This is a genomic window from Ferrimonas pelagia, assembly GCF_039543565.1.
GTDB classification, from domain to species: Bacteria; Pseudomonadota; Gammaproteobacteria; order Enterobacterales; family Shewanellaceae; genus Ferrimonas; species Ferrimonas pelagia.
The window spans coordinates 91,173-107,288 of the sequence record NZ_BAABJZ010000102.1; the positions used below are offsets into that span (position 1 = coordinate 91,173).

Annotated in this window: 12 protein-coding genes; 5 read left to right on the top strand and 7 right to left on the bottom strand. The window is 58.7% G+C overall.

Annotated elements, in window-relative coordinates; genetic code table 11:
- Positions 1-104: 104 nt before the first annotated feature.
- Positions 105-2,066: a heme lyase CcmF/NrfE family subunit gene (locus ABEA08_RS19100; protein WP_345337007.1), complete on the bottom strand. Its 1,962-nt coding sequence runs from the start codon at positions 2,064-2,066 to the stop codon at positions 105-107.
- Between the two features lie 289 nt (positions 2,067-2,355).
- Here ABEA08_RS19100 and ccmI point away from each other — a divergent pair, with 289 nt between their 5' ends.
- The 3 genes from ccmI to ABEA08_RS19115 all read left to right on the top strand — a co-directional run bounded on the left by ccmI (position 2,356) and on the right by ABEA08_RS19115 (position 5,595).
- Complete coding sequence (ccmI, locus tag ABEA08_RS19105; RefSeq protein WP_345337008.1) at positions 2,356-3,183, top strand: c-type cytochrome biogenesis protein CcmI; 828 nt, start codon at positions 2,356-2,358, stop codon at positions 3,181-3,183.
- Positions 3,184-3,355: 172 nt separating this feature from the next.
- A complete protein-coding gene (locus ABEA08_RS19110) occupies positions 3,356-4,702 on the top strand; it encodes a sodium/glutamate symporter (protein ID WP_345337009.1) in 1,347 nt (448 codons plus the stop codon).
- Between the two features lie 110 nt (positions 4,703-4,812).
- Positions 4,813-5,595, top strand: coding sequence for a ParA family protein (locus ABEA08_RS19115; protein ID WP_345337010.1), 783 nt, complete (start codon positions 4,813-4,815; stop codon positions 5,593-5,595).
- Positions 5,596-5,619: 24 nt separating this feature from the next.
- Here the strand turns inward: ABEA08_RS19115 and ABEA08_RS19120 are convergent, their stop codons facing one another.
- Both ABEA08_RS19120 and ggt read right to left on the bottom strand, forming a co-directional pair.
- Complete coding sequence (locus ABEA08_RS19120) at positions 5,620-6,054, bottom strand: SRPBCC family protein (protein WP_345337011.1); 435 nt, start codon at positions 6,052-6,054, stop codon at positions 5,620-5,622.
- A gap of 131 nt (positions 6,055-6,185) precedes the next feature.
- Positions 6,186-7,838, bottom strand: a complete 1,653-nt coding sequence (gene ggt / locus ABEA08_RS19125) for a gamma-glutamyltransferase (RefSeq protein WP_345337012.1) — start codon at positions 7,836-7,838, stop codon at positions 6,186-6,188.
- Positions 7,839-7,994: 156 nt separating this feature from the next.
- Here ggt and ABEA08_RS19130 point away from each other — a divergent pair, with 156 nt between their 5' ends.
- Both ABEA08_RS19130 and ABEA08_RS19135 read left to right on the top strand, forming a co-directional pair.
- On the top strand, positions 7,995-9,380 hold the full coding sequence (locus ABEA08_RS19130; RefSeq protein WP_345337013.1) for a DUF3131 domain-containing protein: 1,386 nt from the start codon (positions 7,995-7,997) through the stop codon (positions 9,378-9,380).
- Positions 9,381-9,538: 158 nt separating this feature from the next.
- Entirely contained in the window at positions 9,539-10,558 is a 1,020-nt protein-coding gene (locus ABEA08_RS19135; RefSeq protein WP_345337014.1) for an extracellular solute-binding protein, read from the top strand.
- 77 nt (positions 10,559-10,635) lie between these two features.
- Here the strand turns inward: ABEA08_RS19135 and ABEA08_RS19140 are convergent, their stop codons facing one another.
- The 4 genes from ABEA08_RS19140 to ABEA08_RS19155 form a co-directional block, all read right to left on the bottom strand.
- Positions 10,636-11,667, bottom strand: a complete 1,032-nt coding sequence (locus tag ABEA08_RS19140) for a hypothetical protein (protein WP_345337015.1) — start codon at positions 11,665-11,667, stop codon at positions 10,636-10,638.
- 183 nt (positions 11,668-11,850) lie between these two features.
- The gene (locus tag ABEA08_RS19145; protein WP_345337016.1) at positions 11,851-13,167 is read right to left on the bottom strand and encodes a S41 family peptidase; all 1,317 of its coding nucleotides are present in this window, start codon (positions 13,165-13,167) and stop codon (positions 11,851-11,853) included.
- Between the two features lie 198 nt (positions 13,168-13,365).
- The gene (locus ABEA08_RS19150) at positions 13,366-15,786 is read right to left on the bottom strand and encodes an ABC transporter permease (protein WP_345337017.1); all 2,421 of its coding nucleotides are present in this window, start codon (positions 15,784-15,786) and stop codon (positions 13,366-13,368) included.
- Positions 15,779-16,116 (bottom strand): ABC transporter ATP-binding protein (locus ABEA08_RS19155; protein ID WP_345337018.1); only part of this gene is annotated, 338 nt, incomplete at its 5' end. The genes ABEA08_RS19150 and ABEA08_RS19155, both read right to left, overlap by 8 nt.

Sequence of the window (16,116 nt, forward strand, 5' to 3'; positions counted from 1 at the left end):
TGGCAGCCATACGCAGGGGATGCGCAGGGGATGCGCCTGGTGCTGTGCGTGGCAGGGGAAAATAAAAAGCCGCCCGAGGGCGGCTTAAAGGTGAGGGTCGCGGATCAGGCGGTGGCGGGCTTGAGCTGCGCTGAACGGCGGCGAGCCCGGGCGAAGCTGTGGCCGCTGGCGGCGAGGGTGGCACCGCCCATCATCAGTAGAGAGCCGATCCAGATCCAGCGCACAAACGGCTTGTAGCTGATACGAACGGCGTACATCTCATCGTCGATGGGATCCCCTAACGCCACATACAGATCGCGGCTAAAGCCCCAGTCGATCCCCGGCTCGGTCATGGTCATGCCGCGCACGTTATAGGTCTGGCGCTCGGGATAGAGTACGGCCACCAGTCGATCTTTGTCGTCGGTAACGCGGATCTGAGCCTGCTCGGCGACATAGTTGCTGCCTTGCACCTCACGGGTTTTCTCATAGACAAAGGTGTAGCCGGCCAACTCCGAGCCATAGCCTGGACCCATCTGCACTGAACGCTCGGTTTCAAAGTGGGACACCATGGTGGCGCCAAACACGCTGGCGGCCACCCCGAAGTGGGCGATCAACATGCCGACATAGCTGCGATTGATGCGGTTGAGGTTCCACCCTTTTTCGTCGCGCAGCTGGGTCCACAGATGCCAACCGTGGGTCAGCACCAGCCAACAGGCGGTGGCGATCCCGGCCATCACCCACAGGTTGAAGCCGCCGATGGGTTTGGTGGCGACAAAGCCCCCCAGCAGCAGCGACACCAGCCCAGGCAACAGCAAAGGCTTGAGGGTGGCCGCATCAGTACGGCGCCAGCGCAGAAACAGGGTGACGCCCATCAGCACAAACAGCAGCAACGCGATGGGGTTAAACACGGTATTGAAGTAAGGGGGGCCGACCGAGACTTGGCCGCCGCCCAAGGCATCAAGCAGCACCGGGTATAGGGTGCCGAGCAGCACAGAGGCGGTGGCGATCATCAGCAGCACATTGCCCATCAGCAGCGCGCTTTCGCGCGATAGCAGCTCAAACCGGGCCGGACTCATGAGATCGCTGGCGCGCAGGGCAAACAGCAGCAGCGAGCTGCCGATGGTGATCCCCAGTAGCACCAGAATGAACATGCCACGGGAGGGATCGGCCGCAAAGGCGTGGACCGAGGTGATGATCCCCGAGCGGACGATAAAGGTCCCCAGCAGGGTCAGAGAGAAGGCGCAGATCGCCAGCAGGATGGTCCAGTTGCGGAAGGTGGCGCGCTTCTCGGTAACGATCAGCGAGTGCAGCAGTGCGGTACCGACGATCCAGGGCATAAAGGACGCGTTTTCCACCGGATCCCAGAACCACCAGCCACCCCAGCCCAGCTCGTAATACGCCCACCAAGAGCCCAGTGCATTGCCGGCGGTGAGGAAGATCCAAGCGGCCAGAGTCCAAGGACGGCTCCAGCGCGCCCAGGCAGCGTCGAGGCGACCACTGAGCAGCGCGGCGATGGCAAAGGCAAAGGTGACCGAGAAACCAACGTAGCCCAGATAGAGGGTGGGCGGGTGGAACACCAGGCCGATGTCCTGCAGCATGGGGTTGAGATCTTGGCCGTCCAGCGGAAACTCCGGCAGCAGGCGGTCGAACGGATTGGAGGTCATCAACGCGAACAGGGCAAAGCCGGCGGTGATGATCCCGATCACCGACAGTACGCGGGCGACGTAGATCGCCTCCAGGCGGCGACTGAAGCAGGCGATCGCCAGGGCCCAGATCGCCAGGGAGAAGACCCAAAACAGCAGTGAGCCCTCGTGGCCGCCCCAGAGTGCGGCGATCTTAAAGATCACCGGCAGTTGGGTATTGGAGTGGCCGGCGACGTAGGCCACCGAGAAGTCATCGAAATAGAAGCAGTAGCCCAAGCTCACGGTGGCCACGGCAAAGCCGGTAAACATGGCATAGGTGAGTGGCTTGGCGTAGCTGATCAGGTAGTGATCTTGACGGACCGCGCCGATCATTGGCACGATCGCCAGCGCGACCGAAAATAAGAATCCTAATATTAGAAAGAAATGGCCTATCTCAGGGATCATTGTCCTCTTCCTTAACGCAGTGAATAGGGGCGAAACTCGGTCTGCCATATAACCCTATTGCGACGCGGGATCATATTAGCAAGCGCCCGTTTTTTATTTCCAATGGCAGAATTGCCAAATTAGTAATTGGGATCAACTGAAGCTATTTTTCAAGGCTTTAATATAAGAGTTCGAATGTGGTTTTTTATGCTTGGTAAAAATATAAAACGCTGCTGCAGTCACGTTTTTATTTGAGTCAATTGCTTAGCGTATGGCCGCTAAACCGTCTTACGCTGACAGGAAAATCGTCATGAATTTGATCTGGTCTATCACTCTTTGCGCTGCACTCGCCCTTCTTAGCCTGCTGTGGCTTCACCACGTGCGCTATCACCGACAACAGCATCGGGATGAAAGCCAATTGCGCCAGTCCACCAACTTGGCGCTGTTCCAGTTGCGTCTCGATGAGTTGGAGTTAGCCCAGCGGCACGGCGAGATGGATGCGTCTGAGATGCAACGTCAGCGCCAGGAGCTGGAGGTGGCCTTGCTGCAGGACGTTTCGGGTCAGACCCAAACTCTGCGCTTTGGTGCGGCCGCGAAGGGGTGGCCATTTTTGCTCAGCGCCACCATCCTGGTGGGGGCGATGTCACTCTACAGTCAGTATGGCGAGCCCGTACAATGGCAGTTTGCTCAGGTAGTGGACTCGCAAAATATGGAGGCGCAACGGGAGATCCAGCAGTTGGTGGAGGTGTTGCGACGCGAGCCGGAGAACGTGATGGCGTGGTATTCGCTCGGTCAAGCGACCCTCAACAACGGCCAGTATGCTCACGCTATCACCAGTCTCGATAAACTGATGGAGATCGTTGGGCCGCATCCTGAGCTGCTCGGCCACCGTGCTACCGCCATGTATTACCTGTCGGATCAGCAAATGACAGCGGACGTGATGAGCGTGGCGCAACGTGCGCTGAGTCTGGACAATGCTGATCCCACCACGCGTCTGTTCTTGGCCACCCAGAACTATCTGGCGGGCAACTATCAAACCGCTGTTGAACATTGGCAGGTGTTGCTGGACACGCCTCGCAAAGGGGTGGATCTGGAAGCGATCCGCAACGCCAAGCATCGCGCCTTAGCAAGAATGTAAGTAACTGCCTTGTAATGAAATTAAGGTGCATGGGTTATTTACACCCATGGCACCAGCGAAAAACTGTGAGCTGAAATCTGACAGATTCATCGATAAGCGATAGGATCGGCCCCTTTTGCACTTAAAACTGAGCAGGTTTTCGCCTGTTCGGGACAAAAGAAAAGGGGTCTGAATGCTCAGCAATTGGGACTTATTCACCGATTTCGGGATCGCTGGCGGCTTACTGCTGACCGGGAAATGGCTGCGTGCCAATGTCGTGCTACTACAGCGACTGTATCTGCCGGCGGCTTTAATCGCCGGCCTGTTGGCGCTCGCGTTGGGGCCCTCGGGCGTCGATCTACTGCCCTGGAGTGCCGGCTTTGCCAGCAATGCCTCGGTGTTAACCGTGGCCCTGTTCGGCACCTTGGGTCTGTCCACCGACTTTCCTTCTATGCAGGTATTGATGCGTCGTGCCGGCACCCTGTGGGCGTTTAATCAGATCGCCACCGTCAGTCAGTGGGCCTTTGTCGCCATGGTCGGACTGGGACTGATGATGTTTGTCTGGCCGGATCTGCCGCCTGCCTTTGGTCTGGTGCTCTCGGCTGGCTTCATGGGCGGACACGGTACCGGCGTGGTGGTGGGTGAAGCGCTGCAGGGGCAGGGCTGGGCCGATGCCTTGACGCTGGCGCTGACCACCGCCACGGTGGGGATCTTCGCTTCCATCTTGATCGGCATGATGTTGCTGCACTTTGGGTTGAAGCGTGGCTGGATCAAAGGTTTCAGCAGCTTTGACAAGATGAGCCCGATCCAGCGTCGCGGTCTGGTGCCGCTGGAGGAGCAGGACAGCGTCGGGCGCAGCAGTGTGTCCTCCATCTCGGTGGATACCCTGGCTTTGCATGGCTCACTGATCTTGCTGGTTACGGTGATCGGCCAGCACTCCGCCGTCTATCTGTCCAGCTTTCACGAGATGGTGCAGGTGCCGGCGTTTGTGACGGCCTTTGTGCTTGGGTTGGCGGTGCGTGCACTGCTTAAGCGCAGCGGCGGCAATGAATATTTTGACGATCGGCTGTTTCAACACGGCACCAGTGCCTCAACCGATTTTCTGATCGTGTTCGGTATTGGCGCCATTCAGATCACCATCTTGCTGAACTATGCCCTGCCGTTGATCGTGATGGTGCTGATCGGCGTGTTGTTCAACCTGTTTCTGGTACTGGTGGTGGCACCGCGGATCTTCGGTGACAACTGGTTTGAGAAAGCGGTGTTTTCTTGGGGCTGGCTGACCGGCACCGTAGGCATGGGGATCGCCCTGTTGCGGATCATCGATCCTAAGATGCGGGCTAAGGTATTGGACGATTACGCCATTGCCTACGTGCCCGGCTCAATCACCGACATGGTGATCATCTCGCTGGTGCCCATCTTGATGATGCAAGGCATGGCGCATCTGGCCATCGGCGGCATGTGGTTGTATGTGCTGGCCGTGACCCTGGTGTGGTTTGCCCTGTGGGGGCGCCATCGTCTGGCGCATCGGGCGTTTGGTTAAGCCTTAGGTATTCAGTGATAAACGCGGCTTCGGCCGCGTTTTTTTATGCTGGTCAGCGGCGCGCAGATCCCGTACCGTTACCTGGCGATATTTTCACCAGGGAGTGGGCGATGAAACGGGTGGTATTTAACCAGAAGGGCGGCGTTGGCAAATCCAGTATCAGCGTCAATCTGGCGGCGATCAGTGCGCAACAGGGGTATAAAACCCTGCTGGTCGATCTCGATGTGCAGGGTAACAGCAGTCACTATCTCGGCTTCGAGGAGGGGCAGGATCAACCCACGGTGGCGGATCTGTTTAAGCAAAGCGTCGGCTGGCTCAATCGGGGGGCCTCGCCGCAGGAGTTTGTCTATGAAACCGAGGTCGAGGGGCTTTGCTTGCTGCCGGCCTCAAGTGCGCTGGCCGCGATAGAGCGGGACTTGGAGAGCCGGTATAAGATCTTCAAGCTGCGCGACGCGCTCGATACTTTGTCGCAGGAGTTTGAGCGGATCTACATCGATACCCCGCCCAATTTCAATTTCTACTCGAAATCCGCGCTGATCGCCGCCGATTCGGTGCTGATCCCATTCGACTGCGACAGCTTCTCTGCTCAGGCGATCGAGCGCTTGCTGGACAATGTGTTGGAGCTCAAAAGCGATCACAACCCCAAGCTGCAGTTGGAGGGGATCATCGTGAATCAGTTTAATCCCCAGGCGCGCTTGCCCAGAGCTTTGGTGGATGAACTAAAGCAGCGAGAGCTGCCGGTGTTTGAGGCGATGTTGACCAGCTCGGTGAAGATGCGCGAGTCGCACCAGTTGCAACAGCCGTTGATCCAACTGGCGCCCAAGCACAAATTGACCGAGCAGTTGCTGGCGCTCTATCACGAGCTGGAAAGCGACGCGCTGGTGAGCGCGTAAGCGCTGAGCCACGGGGATGCAGGGCTAGCGGCCCTGCTGCTCGGCAAAGGTTTTAAAGCTCTGCATGCTGGCTAGGGTCTGGCGCTTAAACAGCCAAGGGACGCAGCACATCAATCGCATCCAGCCATGAAAACGAAACTCGGTCTCCATCTGCCAGAGGGTGCCATTGTCCTGCTCAAAGAAGCGATTATCACAGCGGTTGTCGACGCCGTCGGCTTGGTAGCGCGCGCAAAAACGGTCGGGCAGGGCACGCTCGATAACGGTCTCGAGCATCACCACCTCTTTCTTGCCCATGCGATAGAGCAATCGACTGGTTGAGCCCGGTTGTCCTAGGATCCCCTCTAGGGGCTCGAAGCTGAGCAGTTCCGGCTGCCAGCGTGGCAGGTTATCCGGATCATCAAACAGGGCGATCACCCGTTTGCGCGGTAGGGCGATCAGCACCTGACACTGGTATTTCATGGGATCATTCTCGCAGCCTTTATCTGCCTTGAGTATAGGGCCAACCGTGACGGCCGGCGACGATCAATCGCTTGTGCCACGGAGAACCCCGCACGCGTGAAAGTGTGGTTCGATGGCTGGCGGCAACCGCTTTAAGGTTGGGACGACACCACCGCGCTGGCGCCCCGGCCGCGGGGATCCGATACCGCCGACCAGCTCGTACCATTGCGCTGGATCGCCTGGATATCGCCCAGGTCCCAGCTTTGCTGTCTCAGCCGGTAGCCCTGTTGTTGCAACGCCTGCTGCGTGGCTTGCGGTAGCGTCCCATAGGGCTCCAGGCGGATCTCATCTCTGGGCCAGAGTTGATGATGAAAGCGGGGAGCTGCGACGGCCTGTGGCAACGGCATGCCGGCGTCATAGACGTTGGCCAGCACCTGAAAGACCGAAGTGAAGATGGTGGAGCCGCCGGGGGTGCCGATCACCATCTCAACCTTGTCGTCACGCAGCAGCAGGCTGGGGCTCATGGAGGAGAGCATGCGCTTGCCGGGGGCGATGGCGTTGGCGTCCCCGCCGATCACGCCGAAGGCGTTGGGCACGCCGGGCTTGGCGGAAAAGTCGTCCATCTCATTGTTGAGCAGGAAGCCGGCCCCGGCCACGACCACGCCGCTGCCAAAGTTCAGGTTCAAGGTGGTGGTGTTGGAAACCGCATTGCCCCATTGATCCACTACGGAGAAGTGGGTGGTTTGCGGTGACTCCAGGCCCGGCTCGATGCCTTGGGTTGGACTGATCTGGCTGGGATCGATCTCAGCCGCCCGCCGCGCCAGATAGTCTTTAGCCAGCAGTTGTTCGAGAGGGACTTGAGTGAAGTCCGGATCGCCCAGGTATTCGGCTCGATCGGCAAAGACACGCTTTTCGATCTCGGCCACCAAGTGGACGTAAGCGGCAGAATCGATGGGATGATCGGCAAAGTCGGCCTGGCGTCGGTGTTTGAGGCTCAGCAACTGCGCTAAGGCAAAGCCGCCGGAGCTCGGCGGCGGCGCGGAGATCAAGGTCATCTCCTGCCAAGAGTGTTGCAACGGGGTTCGCCATTTGACCCGATAGTCGCTGAGATCGGCCTGGCTGATCAGCCCGCCCTGCGCCTTCATCTGCTCGGCCAACAGCTTGGCTGTGGTGCCTTGGTAGAAGCCCGCTCGGCCCTGCTCGGCGATGCGCTGCAGGGTCTGGGCTAATTCGGTCTGAACGAAGCGCTGATCGGCGTGCATGGGGCTGAAGTAGTCGGCGAAATTGGTGCGGCCGGCGAAGTGTTTGAGTGCTTGTTGTTGGCGCGCTAACAGTTGTGGTTCGGGCTGAAAGCCATCGCGGGCGAGGGCAATGGCGGGCGCGACCAGCTCAGGCCAAGGCCGCGAGCCAAAGCGCTGGTGCGCGGCCCAAAGACCGGCGACGGAGCCGGGCACGCCCACGGCCAGATGGCCGACGGTGCTGGCCTCGGCGACCACGTCGCCATCCTCATCAAGGTAGAGATCGCGATGGGCCTGAGCGGGGGCCACCTCGCGGTAGTCGAGGAAGTAGGGCTGACCGTCAAACCAAAGGGTCATAAAGCCCCCGCCGCCGATGTTGCCGGCCTCGGGGTAGGTCACTGCGAGGACGAAGGCGGTGGTGATCGCCGCATCCACGGCGTTGCCGCCCTGCGCCAACACCTGTACCGCGGCGTCCCTGGCGTGACGCTCCGGTGAGGCGATGGCCCCCTCTGCGCCATAAGCGCCAATACTGAAGCAGAGAATGAAATAAGCAAATAACTGTTTCATAAGGTGAACTCCTTTTCTATTTGGCTATTATCATAAAGGGCAATGGCGTGGCGTCATATGGCTATTTGCCGATATTGGACGGCATAACATCAGGGGCGGGTTGCGGTGGATACAGGCGACGTAAGGAAAAGGGCACAAAGGTTTGGGGGCGGCGTCTTGCTAGGGCTGCTCCTGCCGATGTTGGCACTGCCCAGCGAAGCGCCTGAGCCTAGCGAAGCGCCTGAGCCCGTCGAAATGCGGCTGGGCAATCGTTCTCAGATCTCCGCTGGCGATGGCATCAATGTCGCTGAGCGTGAGCCGAGCGACTCGGCCGTGCGCGCTGAAAGCAGCAAGGTGACGAGCGAGGATGACTTGGCACCGCCACCACCGCCCGAGCCACTATGGCCGACGGCAGGTCAGTTTCGCAACTTGAGCGCTGAGCACATGGCGATGGCACAAACCGCTTGGAGCTATTTTGTCCGGGAATACCAACCGCTCACCGGCCTGGTCAACTCGGTTGCCGGCTATCGCCGGACCACCTTGTGGGATGTGGCCAGCGTGATGGCGGGCACGGTCGCCGCGCACGAACTGGGCCTGATCGATGCGGCGGAGTTTGATCGGCGTATCGAACGTTTGCTGCAGACCTTAGTGACGCTGCCGCTGTATCGTCAGCGTCTGCCTAACCGCAACTACAGCACGGATCGGGCCACGCCGGTGTTGCCCACCCACTCGACGGAGCGCTACCGGGCGCTCAATGGCAATGGCTGGTCGGTGCTGGATGTCGGTCGGACCTTAGGTTGGCTAACCATACTGCAGTTGCGCTATCCGGGTTATACCGATGCGGTGGCGATGGTGCGGGCCCACTGGCAAACCCAGTGGTTGGCCAATGACGGCGAGCTGCAGGGCGCGCGCCACGGACTGCGCAGTGAGCGGCGCTATCAGGAGGGGCGACTGGGATACGAGCAATACGCCGCGGTGGCGATCGCCCTATGGGGAGAGTCGGTGTCGGCGGCCCGTTTCCGTCAGGCTGAGGCGCAGTTTGAGGTGGCGGGGATCGCGCTGCCGTCCGATCCCCGCCCGCGGCCATTTCTGACCAGCGATCCCTACTATTTGGCCCTATTGGAGTTTGGCCCGGCGGCCAAGAGCCTGTATCCGGCGGCCAGCGCGATCTACCAAGCGCATCGTCAGCACTGGCAGCAAACGGGCGAGGTGCGTTGCTATGGGGAAGATGCCGTCAATCTGGCGCCCTGGTTTATCTACAACAACCTGCACTATCTGCAGCAGCCCTGGCACAGCACGGATCATCAGGGCAAGGCGGTCGAGCTGGGTCAGCGGATCAGCAGTAAGTGTGCCCTGGCTTGGGCGGTGCTGGCGGATGACGACTTTGCCCGCGCGCTGTGGCAAGAAGCGCAAGCGCTGCATCGGCCCAAAGGTTGGCTGACTGGGTTGATGGCGGACGGTAGCATCAATACCAGCCGTAACCTGAACACCAATGGGGTGATCCTCACCGCGCTGCTCTACATCCACAACGGCAACCGCAGCTTGTTGGAGCTGGCGCAGTAGCTGGTACCGAGGCCACGGCGTGCGCCGGCTCGGCCCTGCGGCTGGGCTCTGCCCCCTCGATATCACACTCCGCAACGCCTTTACTTTTCTTGAGTGGTGGCGGGCAAAGGGAGGCCGTATGCTCTGAACCTTACTCATTTGTTCACTTCGGAGTGCCCATGTTGCGTTCGCTGTTTACGGCGCTACTGCTGCTTGCCAGTACCGCTAGCTTGGCCGCGCCTGCGCCGCTTACCGTTTACACCTCCCGTCAGGCCCATATGATCGAGCCGATCTTATCCCTGTATTCCGAGCAGACCGGCGTTGCTATCCAGGCCGTCTATGTGCCCCGCATCGGCCTGGAAGCCATGCTGCAAGCGGAGCAAGAGAAAGGCACCGGTCAGGGCGATCTGGTGCTGCTCAATAACGTCTCCCGCCTGACCGCTTTGGTGGATCTGGGGCTAACCCAGCCCATCAACAGCCCAGTGATGTTCGGGATCCCGGCCCAGTACCGCGATCCCGAACATCACTGGTTCGGCCTGACCTTGCGCACCCGGGCGATCTACACCCGCAAAACCGAATTTGGCGGCGTCGGCGCGGTGGCGCTGCGCATGGAAGATCTGGCCAAGCCCGAGTTTCAGGGCAAGGTGTGCATGCGCTCCGGCAGCAGCCCGTTTAATACCGGGATGATCGCCCAGATGATCGCCGCCAACGGCGAAGCCGCCACCCGTCAGTGGCTGATCGATCTCAAAGCCAATCTGGTGCGCCAGCCGCAGGGCACCGATAAGAAGCAGATCATCGCCGTGGCCGAAGGCGTGTGCGATTACGCCGTGGCCAACAGCTACTACTTTGGCTACATGGACAAAGATGACACGGAGCGTGAGCTGGCCAAACGGGTGCACATTAACTTTGCCAACCAGCAGGACCGTGGCGCCCATATGAACCTGTCCGGTGCCGTGGTGCTCAACTCCGCCCCCAACCCCGAAGGGGCGCAGGCCTTTATCGAGTATTTGGCCAGTGATGCGGCCCAGGCACTGTACCCGGCGCTGAACGATGAATATCCCATCCGAGCAGCGCTGGCCGCGTCCGAGTTGGTGGCCTCTTGGGGTCGCTTTAAGCCGGACTCGGTGATGATCGCCGACTGGGCCGGCTTTGAAGCTGACGCCCAGCGACTGGTGGCAGATACCGGGTTTGACGACTGAGTCTGGCTGCGAAAGTGAGAAAAAACGCCGCGACCTAAGTCGCGGCGTTTTGCTGTGGAGCGGGAGGAGGGGCGCACTCAGTCGAGCCGAACGTCCACCGCCAGGATATCGACCCACCGACTTTCGCCCTCCTGATCGCCCTCGGGATCGCGCTGAGTTCTCAGGTAGTCGATCGCCTGATATCCCTCATCGGGCAAGTTGTCATGGTGCAGATCGCTGCTCCAATTCCAGGGGCCATCGATGGCGCCATTCCAAACGCTTTCCGTTTGTGGCTCCGGGTAGTACAGCATGGTGGAGGCTCGGATCGGGGTTTGCTCATCGAGCCAAGACAGCAAGGGGTGATGTTGCTGGTTGAATGTGAGGGTTAGGGTGTTGCCGGTCAGCTCGATGCTGCCCTCAAAGCGACTGCGGGTGATCACCTTCACCGGTTCATCTCCGTCGCGAAACAGAGAAAAGCCGATGTGCCAGACGTGGGCGGCGAGATCCTCATAATCAATAAACGCTTCGGCGTTGTCCGGCCGCTTCACGTGTTGAATGAGCATGTCGAGATCGCCCACCGAGGCCATGCCATCATGATTGATGTCCAGCTCAAGCCCCATCCTGAGCTCAACATAGTGATCGTCGGTGGCTGCGCGGTTGATCTTCAACTGCCGTGGGATCTCCGCCAACTCCAGCTGCACCGTGATGGTTTTGTTATCGCAGCCCTCGGTATCCATGTAGAACTGCTCATCTTTCCAAAATTGAAGCGTCTCGCCCTCCTGGGTGATCTCGAGTGTATTCTCATCGATCAATTCCAAAGCCGAGTAGGTGGTATCGCTGCCATCGATGTGGCGGGCATTAAATCCGTCGCCATAGCTTTGCAGATAGGTGTAGGGATCGGCTTGGAAGCAGCCGGTCTCCGTCCATTGGTAAAGCACCATGGCCTCTTTGCCCAAGGAGATGAACGCCTCCCCTGGGCTGTCAGCCAAGTACCACTGGCCCAGATATTGGCTTTCAAGCGGTGCCGCTTCCTTGTCGATCGGTGGCACACTTGTGTCCTTGCTGTCCGAGCCGCCGCAGGCCGACAGCAGCACGGCTGCCATTGCAGTGAGGATGAAAGTCCTTTTCATGTAAATCCCTAAATATAAATGCCTTTGTTTGGGGGGGGATAGTGTCACTGGTGCAAACGAAGCGCAAGTGGGGCGGCCGTTATGGGGAAGCCCTCGCAGTGAGGGCTTCATGAGGTGCGCTGCTCCTGCGCACGATTGTCCCGCAGGAGCAGCGCCCGGCGCTGTTGGGCGCTTAGCGGTCAGTCACAGTTGTTCTGATAGGCGGCGGATCGCCTCATTCAAGACCACATCTTCCTCGGCTAAGAGATCGGCAAGCGTTGGCTTTATTTCTATGTCCGGTGCGATCCCACTGCCGACAAACTCACGGCCATCGTGAAAGGTCGCGCGCAGCGACACAATGCGCGCTTTGCCACCGCCGGGTAAGTCGTAGATGAGCGGATTGCCGGTACTGCCAAAGGTGTTCTCGCCAATGGTGGTCATGTGCTGAAGCTGACTGGCGTGGATCAAAAAGTTCTCGGAGGAGGAGGCGGTTCCTGGGCCGATCAGCACATAGGTCGGGACAATGTGATTATTCGATCTCGCTGTTAAGGTGCTGGGTTTACCTTGGTGCCAAGCGTTATCTTGTCCATATTCCGCGTACTGACCGCCATACACGCCCCAAGACTTATAGGCGGCGGAGTGGATCCGGCTCTTCCAGCCTCGGCCCGTCGTATTGCGGTCGGCCAGATAACGGATGATCTCATCGGCATGTCGAGAGTTGCCCCCGCCATTAAATCGCAGATCGATGAGCAGTCCCTGGGTGGTTTTCAGCTCAGCAAAGATCGCCAGGAAATCGTCGACGATCGCCTTGTCACGGAAGGTGCTGAGCGACAGGTAGCCGATGTCATTGTCGAGCATGCGAAAGTCCAAGCGATCCTTGCTGCGCTTGGGTTGTTGCAACACGGAGGCCGTTCCCCAGGCCAGTTTGTGACGGCGCGTGACGCTGACGGATCCTGTCTCACCCTCAACCGTGCGAAAGGTGATCTCAAGAGCGGTATCGGGTCTCCCTTCGAAGGCCGAGCGGATCGCCATGTTCTGTCGAACATGGCTGGCCGAGCTCGCGATGTAGGGAAGAATGTGCTTATCCAAGTGGGACTGCAGAGCCAAGCCATTGACCGCGGTGATGGCCGCGCCCAAGGGCAGCTGTTCACTGAGATCGCCGGAGACGGCGGTAACGATCGCCTGTCCCTGCACTGCGGTTAACTGGATGGGCACATTGGCACGGTATTGGCGCTGATAAGATCTGGGCGGGATCACCTGCGTATGGCCATCGTCGAACTGGGCAACGAATTTCACCAGCTCGCGGTAATACTCGGCCGTCGACTCCGTCGCCAGAACTTTGGGAATGAACGTTTGGTAAGCCTGATCAATATCCAGATCCGGCACCTGATCAAAGAAGGGAAAGTTGTAGCTCAGCTCCTTCCATAGCAGCGACAGGCCAAAGAGCTTTTCTTGCTGGGTCAGATCATCCGCCGCAGCGACGGGAGTGATAAGGCAGAGCAGTGTCAGTAGCGCTGCCATAGTTCTTCTTTTTATCATTCATCTTCCTTGTTGTTTTTATTGTCGTTTCTATTGTCGAAAAAACTCATCGGGATCTCGGCCATCGCTTCTTACGGTGTTGATCGAAGCCCGGTCCTAAAGGTGACGCCTCTATTTCCAGCAAAGCGTGCTGTGCGCCTCAGTGCCCAGCATCTCAATGGAATGGCGTTGCCTAAATCCCTACTCATCCCGCAACGTCAGCGCCGGGCGCTGGCGAGCGGTATTGAGTGCCAGTGCTGAGACGGTGGCGACGGTGATGGCCAGTACCACTGCGGTCGCCGCGGGGAACCACCACCAGGCTAGATCTACGCGATGGATAAAGTGCTCCAGCCAACGACTCAGGCCCCAATGAGCCAGCGGCCAGGCCAGCAAACTGCCCAGCGCCACCAGAGCGACAAACTCTTTGTTGATCAGCGTGATGATTCTGGCGTAACTGCCGCCGAGTACCTTACGCATGGCGATCTCCTTGCTGCGGCGTTCACAGCTGAAGGCAGCAAGGCCAAAGAGACCGATACAGGTAAGGCCGATGGCCAGCATAGTAAAGCTGAATAGTAGGTTTTGCTCGCGACGCTGGGCATCGAACAGTGCCTGAAACTCGGCGTCGAGAAAGCTAAGCTCAATCGGATGTATCGGCATGAGCTGTTGCAGACGAGTCTGGATCTCATCCAGATCAGCCATGCTGAAACTTTCATTAAGATGCAGCAAGAGCTCGGCGCGTGGGCTATTGCTCTGGCTGTGGGTGAAAAACATCGGGCCGCTGTCCACCTGCGCGGGACCTATCTTGAATTGCTCGACCACGCCGACGATGGTGCCTTTGATGGTATCGTTCATGCCTTGCCACTGCCACGTTTGGCCAACGGCGTCTCGTGGCTCGGCAAATCCGGCCAATTGGCTGGCTTCACGGCTGATGATCACCCCGCAGGTCTTAGTCTGGAAATTAAACCTGTCGGCTCGAAACTCGTGGCTAAAGTCCCGTCCTGCCAGCAGGGTCAGCCCCAGTGTCTCGGCCAGATTGGCGGTGCCCATTTTCATCCCGATCCCTTCAAGCTCCAGCCCCTGGGTTTGGATGGTGGGTCGTGAATTGTAGGTCTCCGTGGGAGCTGAGTTGAGGATGGTTGCACTGTTCACACTGTCGAGTCCCTCCATGGTGCGGTGGATCTCATCTTGTTGACGGAGCACTTCTCTGGATAGTTGCTTGACCAGTAGACGGCCATCCTTGGCGTAGCCCAAAGGTTGGTTTTGCATCAGTTGTAGCTGGGAAAAGAAGCCGCATGATGTGATCAACAAGCCGATACTGACGGCACCTTGTAGACCAATCAGCAGCTTGCGCAAACGCGCTGCACCAAAGCCACGATTGAGATCGCCAGACAGTACGCGGGCAGGCTGGAAGGCGGAAAGATAGAAGGCGGGGTAAGCGCCGGCAAGCAGGCCAACCAGCAGGAACTGACCCAGCAAAATCACACCCAGCTCGCTGAAGTAGTGAATGGTCAATGTGCTGTTCATCATTTGATTGAACTGAGGCTGGGCCAGTTCTAACCAGATGCAGGCCAGCAAGCTGGCGAGGGCGGTGAGCAAAAGGGTCTCCAGCAGAAACTGACCAATCAATTGGCTGCGATTGACTCCTAACGCCTTGCGTATACCCACCTCCTTGGCACGCAGTCCGGCACGGGCGGTGCTCAGATTGATGAAATTAAAGCTAGCTATCAGCAAGATAAACAGCGCCAACCCGGAAGCGAGAAAAACCGCTTGTGCCGAGCCATTGGCCTTCATCTCATGCATTCGGTTGGAGTTTAGGTGGATGTGGGTGAGGGGTTGTAGCTCAAATTGGATGTTGTATTTACGCTCAGTAAATAGGTCGAGCATTTTGCTTGTTAAGTGTTTGAAGTCGGTTTCAGCATTGGGTCGCACATACAGGTAGCCGAGGTTGGTTTTCAACGTTTCGAGTTGATCCCCATAGGGCGCGCGGAGCGTCTCTTTGTAGGTAATAGCTTCAATTGCCAGATGGGTGTTGGCAGGTAGATCAGCAAACACGGCGGTTACTGTCATTGGCTGCCCGATGCGCCAGTCCAGCGTCTCACCGATGACATCGGTACGGCCAAATAGGCGCAGCGCCTGCTGCTGGGACAGAGCGAGTAGATTCGGCTCGGTTAATACGCGATGGAGATCGCCAGCGATAGGTGAGAGTGCAAAGAGATCGGTGAGATGGACATCGGCACCATAAAAGTGCTCAAGCTGGAGCGGCTGCTCATCCAACAGGAATAGGTTGATAGGGGCCATCGTTTTATAGAGGTAGGTGGCTTGGTCTATTTCAGGCCAGTCAGTGAAGTGTCCCATCAGACCCGGTGGAGCGATGGCCAGTGAAATTCCATATTCGGTAATGGTTGAGCTCAAGCGGTAGCTGCTATCGGCATTGGGATGCATCTGATCGTAGCTCAGCTCAAACCGGACCCACAGAACGATCAACAGGGTGGCAGCTAAGCCCACCGACAACCCCATTAGATTCAATCCAGTATGCAGCTTCTGCTTCCACAGCGCCCGCACGGCAGTGCGCAGGTAGTTGCCCAGCATGGCAAAGCGGGCAGAGAGGCTCGCATTAGGCATACTGCTTCACCTCCGCCGGCAGATCAGCGACGATCTGGCCATCGCGCATGCGCACGGTGCGGCTGGCGTAGCTGGCGTCCTCGTCTGAGTGGGTCACCATGATGATGGTGGTGCCGGCGCGGTTCAGTTCGCACAACAGGTTCATCACCGCATCGGAGTTTTCTGAGTCGAGATTGCCGGTGGGCTCATCGGCGAGGATCAGCGCGGGCTGGATGATCAGCGCGCGGGCCACGGCGACCCGCTGCTGCTGACCGCCGGACAGTTGCTGCGGCAGATGATCGCGTCGGTGGGCGATCTGCATCTGCGCCAAGATGGCTTCGACCCGCTGCT